Raw genomic sequence first — 8017 nt, 5'->3', positions numbered from 1 at the left:
TATATTATTTTTATTATACAACATTTGAGACTTAATATAACTAGAAGTTGTTCCACCTCTCTTTATTAAGATAGTTTGAGACCTTGCCTTTCATCCCCACATCTAAAGAAGGGGGCTTTTCGGCAATTTATTGTAATATATCCATTTAAAAAGGTAGGTACAATCCAGTTTACATCAGATACTTCAATTGGAACAATGCCTGTTGATGTGAAAACATAGGTTATAATTCCTAAAATAGGTGGTACTATCATAAATGGTATTAAGTATATTGGATTAAGTATAATAGGTATTCCATATATAATAGGTTCATTTATGTTAAATATAGAAGGTAAAATTGAGAGTGCAAATTGTTGGAATTTTCCGATTGATTTAATCCAGGATTTATTATGAATTTTATAATAAAATCCTTTTAAATTTATACTTGATTGATATTTAATGATTACACCTCGATTCATTGGCCTAAGACTAATAAAACATATGATTATAATATATTTTGCCATTTACTAAACATATAATTATAGTATATTTTACCATTTAGTATATATAATAAAGCCTATATGTTAATTATATTGATGGCAACTTGATAGGCTTTATTAAGTTTATATTATACAAAAATAATATTGATGTTTTAGTATATATATAGTAAGATAATCTTATGTCAAAAAACGACAAAATATACATCTTAAGGAGGAAGACATGAGTAATAATTTAAAGAAAACGTTAGGTTTATCGGCTGCCCTATCTACAGTTGTAGGTATGGTAATCGGTGGGGGAGTATTCTTCAAACCTCAAGCGATATACACAGCTACAGGTGGAGCGCCTGGTCTTGGAATGTTAGCATGGGTTATAGCTGGATTTATAACTATAACTGCAGGACTTACAGCTGCTGAAATATCAGCTGCTATACCAAAAACTGGTGGAATGATGGTATACATAAAAGAAATATACGGAGATAGATTAGGATTTTTAACAGGATGGATGCAAACGGTATTATTTTTCCCTGCAACAGCTGCAGCTTTAGCAGTTATATTTGCACAACAAGGTGCAACACTAATGGGACAAAGTGAGTCAAATATGGCAGTAGTTCTTCCTATAGCAATGATAGTTATATTATTCTTAGCAGTACTAAATACAGTTGGTTCTAAAGTTGGTGGAACAATACAAACTGTAGCAACTATATGTAAGTTAATTCCATTAGCAGTTATTATAATATTTGGATTTATAATGGGTGGAGGAGATAATGCAATAACTACTCCATTAGTATCAGAAGGTATATCAATAGGAACAGCATTAGGACAAGTATTAATAGCAGCGCTATTTGCTTATGATGGATGGATAAATGTTGGAGCTATAGCTGGAGAGATGAAAAATCCAGGAAAAGATTTACCAAAAGCTATAGTTGGTGGATTATCTATGGTTATGGCTGTATATCTAGTAATAAACTTAGCGTACTTATGGGTAGCTCCTGCAAATGAATTAGCTACTGCAAGTGCTCCAGCTGCTTTAGTTGCAACTAAAATATTTGGAGACTTCGGTGGTAAGTTTGTAACAGTAGGTATTTTAGTATCAGTATTCGGTGGATTAAATGGATACCTATTAACAGGACCGAGAGTATCATACTCACTAGCTGTAGAAGGTATGTTACCAGGAAGCAAAACTTTCTCTAAGTTAAACAAAGGTGGGGTACCAGCGAATGCAACATTCTTAATGGCAGTACTTGCTTGTTTATATGCATTAACAGGACAATTCAACTTGTTAACTGACTTAACAGTATTTATAATATGGGTATTCTATGTATTAACATTTATAGGTGTATTTAAATTAAGAAAAGATCAGCCAAACTTAACAAGACCATACAAGGTGCCTTTATATCCTATAGTACCGTTAATAGCTATTTTCGGTGGTTTATTCGTTATAGTAAATCAATTAATAAATGCTACTGGAATAGCAGTTGGTGGCTTGCTAGTTACTGCCATTGGTTTACCAGTATATTCTATAATGTCAAAGAAAAAAGCATAATTAAATTAATATAAATAAAAAACCTATATAGTAGACTAATATTGTCAACTATATAGGTTTTTTTAGATATTATCATATTAATTTATACATAGCAACTTAGCCACATCGTGTATTGAAATTTATATTATTTCTATATCAGTTATTATTATTTTAGTAGTTTTAACTTTTCCTATAGGAACTGTTACACCTGGGTTATCATCCATAGAACCATATATATTATTTTTCTTATAATTTGACTTGTTAAATGCATATGAAATTCTCTTATTCTCATATAAATGTATCTCTTTAGTAATATCATCTGAAAGACTAGAATCTAGCTCTATCTCGTTAAATTCTGCAGGTTGGATATCTACATCTCTAATTTTATCCTTTTCAAAATAGAACATATTTCCTTCGCTATCAGTACCTTCTGCATATACAAGATAGCTAACTTTAATCGTACTCATTTATTTATTTCTCCTATCCCAAGTTGTATCTATTTCATTTTGATTGATTTGAATAATTATTTTCTTGATAAATATATCATAAGTTGATTAATTTTACAATTACTATTATTCCCTAAATAAAAATTCGCAAATAATTCCCTTATAAACATATGTTACTTATTTTTGAACAATTAGGATTTTGTGTTGAGTTTATGCATAAAATAGTGTATGTTTACCTGAAAAAAATATAGATATGCTGCACATTATGGATTGGCTATCATAACATAGGAGTGAATATACATGTATAAAGAAGTAGTCTTAATTACAAAAGATAGAAGTTATAATTTAAATAAAATAAAAGAGTACAGTATAAAAAGATACAATAAAATTGATGAAGATATAAGAAATAATGCAAATATAATATTAATTGAATCTTCAATTGCCAATAGAGAATTAATAGAAAATATTAAATTACAGGGTAAAACCTGCAATAAGTCTATTATAGTTATAGTAGGAAAAGAAGAGACATCATTAAAAAAGTATATAGATTTTGGGATTAGTGATTATATACAAGAGCCTTTTAGTGAAGAAGAATTGTATATAAGACTAAAAATTCAATTCGAACTTTTAGAAGCTAAAAATAAAGCTAAAGAAGAAAAATTAAAGTTTAATGTATTATTAGATAATATTCCATATATGACCTGGATGAAGGATAAAGAAAGCAATTATCAAGTAGTTAATAGAGAGTTTGTTGAACATAGCGGAAAAGAATCAGAGGATATTAGAGGTAAAGGTGATATTCATGTGTGGGATAAAAAAATAGGAGACAAATGTAGAGAATATGATTTACAAGTTATGAATCAAAGGAGAATGGTTGTTTTTGATGAGGTAATACCAGGACACAAAGGATATAAAGAGTTTAATGTACATAAATCACCAATTATAGACGAAAATGATAACGTGGTAGGTACAATGGGAATTGCACGAGATATTACAGAATTAAAAAATAGAGAGGCACAGTTTAAATTGCTTATTGAAAATATTCCTTTTAGAGTATGGTTAAATGATAGTGAAGGGAATTATATTAATGCTAATTCGAAGTTTGCTCAGTCAATAGATAGTAATGTAGAGGATTTAATAGGTAAAAATATTAGGGATTTTTATAGTGAAGAAGAGATAACTGAAATAATACAAGAAGATAAAAATGTTATGAATATTAAAAAAGCTATTAAATTTGAAAAAATAATAATAGAGGAAAGTAGAGAAAAAATCGTAGAAGTATATAAAACACCTGTATTTAATATAGCAAATGAAGTAGTTGGAATAGTTGGTACCCTTATAGATGTTACAGAGATTACAAAGGCAAAAGCTAAAATAAGAAAACAAGCAAATACTGATACACTTACACAAATTCCAAATAGAAGAGCTCTATATGAATATATAGATGAAGAAGCAAAACCAAATGACAACTTAACAGTAATGTTTATTGATGTGGATAATTTTAAAATAATAAATGATACTTATGGTCATAACTTTGCAGATATTATTTTAGTAGACCTGGCAAATACCCTAACTCAAACGTGTAGTGACGAATTTGTATGTAGAGTTGGTGGAGATGAGTTTATTATTATTTTCAAGAAAAATAATGATAAAAAATATATAATTGATAAAGCAAATGAAATATTAAAAAATATATCAAAAACAAAAAAATATAAGAATCGAAATTATAATATTTATATAAGTATTGGAATTGCAGATTGTTGTTACAATGGAAATATGGATAGCCTACTTATGAAAGGTGATTTGGCTTTGTATAAGGCTAAAGAAACTGGAAAAAATAAATTTGAATTTTATACAGAAGAATTAGAAAAAGAAAGAAATGAAAAACTAGACATTATTAATGAATTAAAAAAGGCTGTAGAAAGAGATGAAATAAATTTATTTTATCAGCCACAGTATAATAGAGATAATAAATTAATAGGATTTGAAGCCTTATTTAGATGGAAAAATAAAAAATATGGAAATATTCCTATAATAGAGATAATAAAAATAATGGAAAAAGGTAGTTTAATTATAGAAGTAGGTAATGAAATATTAAGGAAAGCCTGTCTATTTGCTAAAAAAATCAATGAAAATAGATTAGAAAAAATAGTAGTATCTATTAATATTTCAGTATCTCAAATAATCCAAGAAAATTTTGTAGAAGTGGTAAAAAATATTGTTGAAGATACCAAAGTCGATAAAAATTGTATAGCTATAGAAATAACAGAAACTGTATTTTTGGAAAATATAAATAAAAATATATCCAAATTGAAAAAGATAAGGGATATGGGAATTGAAATTGCTTTAGATGATTTTGGAACAGGTTATTCATCTTTTAATTATTTAGTAGAGCTACCATTATCTATGGTAAAAATAGATCAAAAATTTGTTAGAGGAATAGATATGGGAGAGGAATATATTAAACTAATAAAATTAATAATTGATTCATCCCATTCCTTAAACTTAACAATAGTAGGAGAAGGCGTAGAAACTAAACAACAATTTGATAGGCTAAAGGATATGGATATTGACTATGTACAAGGTTATTTATTTTCAAAGCCAGTAGAAGAAAAAGAAGCTTTAAAACTTATAGATAATTGTAGTAAAATATAATATATACTTAAGCATAAAAAATAGTCAACCTTAGTACCCTAGAATTTTTTCTAGGGTACTAAGGTTGACTATTTTTAATAAGTACCACTTACCCATATATTAAAGTCTTCCTTTAGATATTTATCAATATCCTTAGACAACTCACTTGATAAACTACTTACTCTTTCTTTTGAAGTTAATTGAGGATTAATATACCTTTTTTTAGCACTTACATTAATAGAGTATACTTCGTTAGGTTTTTCTTTATTTAAAACAACTTTGGAGAATTTAGTAAACTCTTTAAATTTTAATTTTAAATTATCATCCATGCATAATTTATTAATGACTTCACTTTCTGTTTTATATAAATCCTCTAGAGAAAGAGCTTTATTATCTATTGCTTCCTTTAATAAATCAGCTAAATACTGCATAGCAAATCTATCTTCGTGAGATGTATAAACTCTAGAATTTACTAAAGAAACTGATGTAAACTCTACAGCCTTATCTAAATTAGTAAATGAAATTTCATCGATATTAGCTTCGTTTTTGCAAACAACTAAATCATCATACATACTTTTTATTTCATCTATAGACTTAAAACTGTAGTAATAAGCATTGCCTAAAGTATACTCAAGTCTATCAGCAGACAGTAGTGGAGAATCATTATCTGCAACAGGATAAATATGATAGTCACAGACATCTTTAGTAGTTAAATTGTATTTCTTAAGTATCTTCTGTATTTCAATCGAATTTTCTATAATTTCTTCAGTATTTTCCTCAGTAGATTCTTGAGTATCATGATCTCCATTTAAGAAATCTACCACATGTGCAAATACAGGAGAACTAATATCATGAAGTAGACCTGCAACGGATTGTTTAATGTCTTTTGTAAAATGCCAAACTATAATGGCAACTCCTATACTATGTATATATCTAGTGTATTCTTTACCTCTATTTAATATGGGAAAACTAGTATATTCACACCCACAGTTCATACCTATATTATCTAATCTTTTAAATTCTGGTGTATTTATTAATTCCTCAATAAATTTGGGATAATCTTTGCTGTATATATGAAGTAAATTCAAATCTATACCTCCTTTAAATTATTAATAAATATAATTATATAACATTTTTTTATAATAGACACACATAAGTTAAAATTAGCTTGGAAAATTAATCATAAATATATTAATATAAATATAAAGAACAAAACAAAAGAGGAGTTTATTAAATTAAAATATAAAATAATATTGATTTGGGGGAGATATGTATGGCAAAATACGAAAGACATTTTAAAGGAGATTTTAATAATTTCTTAAAAATATTAGAAGATGGTATTTTAGCAAAAAGTGTTTCAGCTAGTTGTGAAGGAGGAAGTGATTACGAGAATAGCGGTGTACTATGTGCAGTTCGTGTTTACGAGAGATTCAGTGCAATGGGAGGTAATCGTGTTAGTTTAAATATTACCTTACTTGGAAAAGATGAAGAACTGTTTATATCTGCTATTACATCTGGTGGAAGCCAGGCAATGTTTTTTAAGATAAATACTTTGGGAGAAGAAGCATTTTTAGATGGTGTTATAGATATTGTGGATAGATATATATTAGCGTAGATAAAATTTAATATTTTTATAAGATTAAATTTTTCTATAAAGGTTAATTTATTTGATTAATAAGCATATACTCTAGCAATAGTCTTATCATACAAATGCAAGTAGTATTGCTATTTTTTGATTACTTGTATTACGCTTTTAAATCAAGGAGGATTTAAAAATGAATGGAAAAAATATAGTACTAAAGGCAGCTAAAAAATTATACGATGAAAAACTAGTAGCAGGTACAAGTGGTAATATTAGTTTAAGAAATATAGATGTAGAAGATAGCTTTTATATAACTCCTAGTGGTCTATCTTATGATATTATGACTGAGGAAGATATTGTTGAAATTGATAGTAGTGGAAAACCAAAAACAAAAGGAGAAAGACCTTCATCTGAATGGCAAATGCATCTAGAAATATATAAGAAATATCCTAATATTAATGCAATTGTTCATACTCATTCCACCATAGCCACAGGATTTGCAGTTAATCAACAAGACATACCTCTTATTCTTATTGAAATGAAACCTTTTTTAGGTGGAGATATTAAAGTATCACCCTTTAGACCAGCAGGGTCTAAAGAATTAGCAGAAGTTATACTACCATATTTAGAAAATCGTACAGCATGTCTTTTAGCAAATCATGGAGTAATTACAGTAGGCAAAACTATGGAAGAGGCATTTGTTGCAGCAGAGTATGTTGAAGATGCAGCAAAGATTTATTACTATGCAAAAACCTCAGGCACACCAGTTATAGTTGGTGAAGATAATACAAAAATATACCTACAACACTTTTTACTAGATACTAATACTGCAAAGGCTTATGCAAAAGAAGTACTAGATTATTTTGCAAAAGATACACATTTAGAATGCTCAGAAATTGGTGATGGAAATATAAATTATGTTTTTAAAGTATGGGATAAAAATACAGGCACATCATTAGTAATTAAACAAGCCGATATATACCTTAGATCCTCAGGAAGACCATTAGATCTTTATAGAAATAAAATTGAAGCAGAAATACTAAAGCTACAAGGCAAACTTGCTAAGGAATATGTACCAAAAGTGTATAATTATGATCAATATATGTACGCCATTTCAATGGAAGACATTTCTGAATATAAAAATCTAAGAAAAGAATTACTAATAGGCAAAACCTTTACAAACTTAGCACATGACATAACAAACTTTTTAGCCAATACTTTACTACCTACCACTGATTTAGTTATGAATAGAGCTGAGAAAAAAACTTATGTAAAACTTTTCACTAATATAGAGCTTTGTGATATAACTGAAGATTTAGTATTTACAGAGCCATATTACGATTACAAAGGGCGTAAT

The 8017-nt window shown here is 28.0% G+C and carries 7 protein-coding genes; 4 read left to right on the top strand and 3 right to left on the bottom strand.

Features of this window, described 5'->3' with window-relative positions; translation table 11 throughout:
- Positions 1-65 precede the first annotated feature (65 nt).
- The gene (locus tag ACRC03_RS09425) at positions 66-455 is read right to left on the bottom strand and encodes a PTS transporter subunit EIIC (RefSeq protein ID WP_438652312.1); all 390 of its coding nucleotides are present in this window, start codon (positions 453-455) and stop codon (positions 66-68) included.
- Between the two features lie 241 nt (positions 456-696).
- Here ACRC03_RS09425 and ACRC03_RS09420 point away from each other — a divergent pair, with 241 nt between their 5' ends.
- Complete coding sequence (locus ACRC03_RS09420; protein ID WP_438652311.1) at positions 697-2019, top strand: APC family permease; 1323 nt, start codon at positions 697-699, stop codon at positions 2017-2019.
- Positions 2020-2138: 119 nt separating this feature from the next.
- Here the strand turns inward: ACRC03_RS09420 and ACRC03_RS09415 are convergent, their stop codons facing one another.
- Complete coding sequence (locus ACRC03_RS09415; RefSeq protein ID WP_438652310.1) at positions 2139-2465, bottom strand: hypothetical protein; 327 nt, start codon at positions 2463-2465, stop codon at positions 2139-2141.
- 279 nt (positions 2466-2744) lie between these two features.
- Here ACRC03_RS09415 and ACRC03_RS09410 point away from each other — a divergent pair, with 279 nt between their 5' ends.
- Positions 2745-5099, top strand: coding sequence for an EAL domain-containing protein (locus tag ACRC03_RS09410; RefSeq protein WP_438652309.1), 2355 nt, complete (start codon positions 2745-2747; stop codon positions 5097-5099).
- A gap of 74 nt (positions 5100-5173) precedes the next feature.
- Here the strand turns inward: ACRC03_RS09410 and ACRC03_RS09405 are convergent, their stop codons facing one another.
- Positions 5174-6166, bottom strand: a complete 993-nt coding sequence (locus ACRC03_RS09405) for an HD domain-containing protein (protein WP_438652308.1) — start codon at positions 6164-6166, stop codon at positions 5174-5176.
- 185 nt (positions 6167-6351) lie between these two features.
- On the opposite strand from ACRC03_RS09405, the gene ACRC03_RS09400 reads away from it, so the two are divergent.
- Both ACRC03_RS09400 and ACRC03_RS09395 read left to right on the top strand, forming a co-directional pair.
- Positions 6352-6693: a DUF6054 family protein gene (locus tag ACRC03_RS09400; RefSeq protein ID WP_438652307.1), complete on the top strand. Its 342-nt coding sequence runs from the start codon at positions 6352-6354 to the stop codon at positions 6691-6693.
- A 160-nt stretch (positions 6694-6853) separates the two neighbouring features.
- A partial coding sequence (locus tag ACRC03_RS09395) for a class II aldolase/adducin family protein (protein WP_438652306.1) occupies positions 6854-8017 on the top strand: 1164 nt, incomplete at its 3' end.

Origin of the sequence: Romboutsia sp., from assembly GCF_051659545.1 — a bacterium.
In the GTDB taxonomy this organism is placed as follows: Bacteria; Bacillota; Clostridia; order Peptostreptococcales; family Peptostreptococcaceae; genus JBOFOR01.
This window is presented reverse-complemented; position numbering and strand designations above follow the sequence as displayed.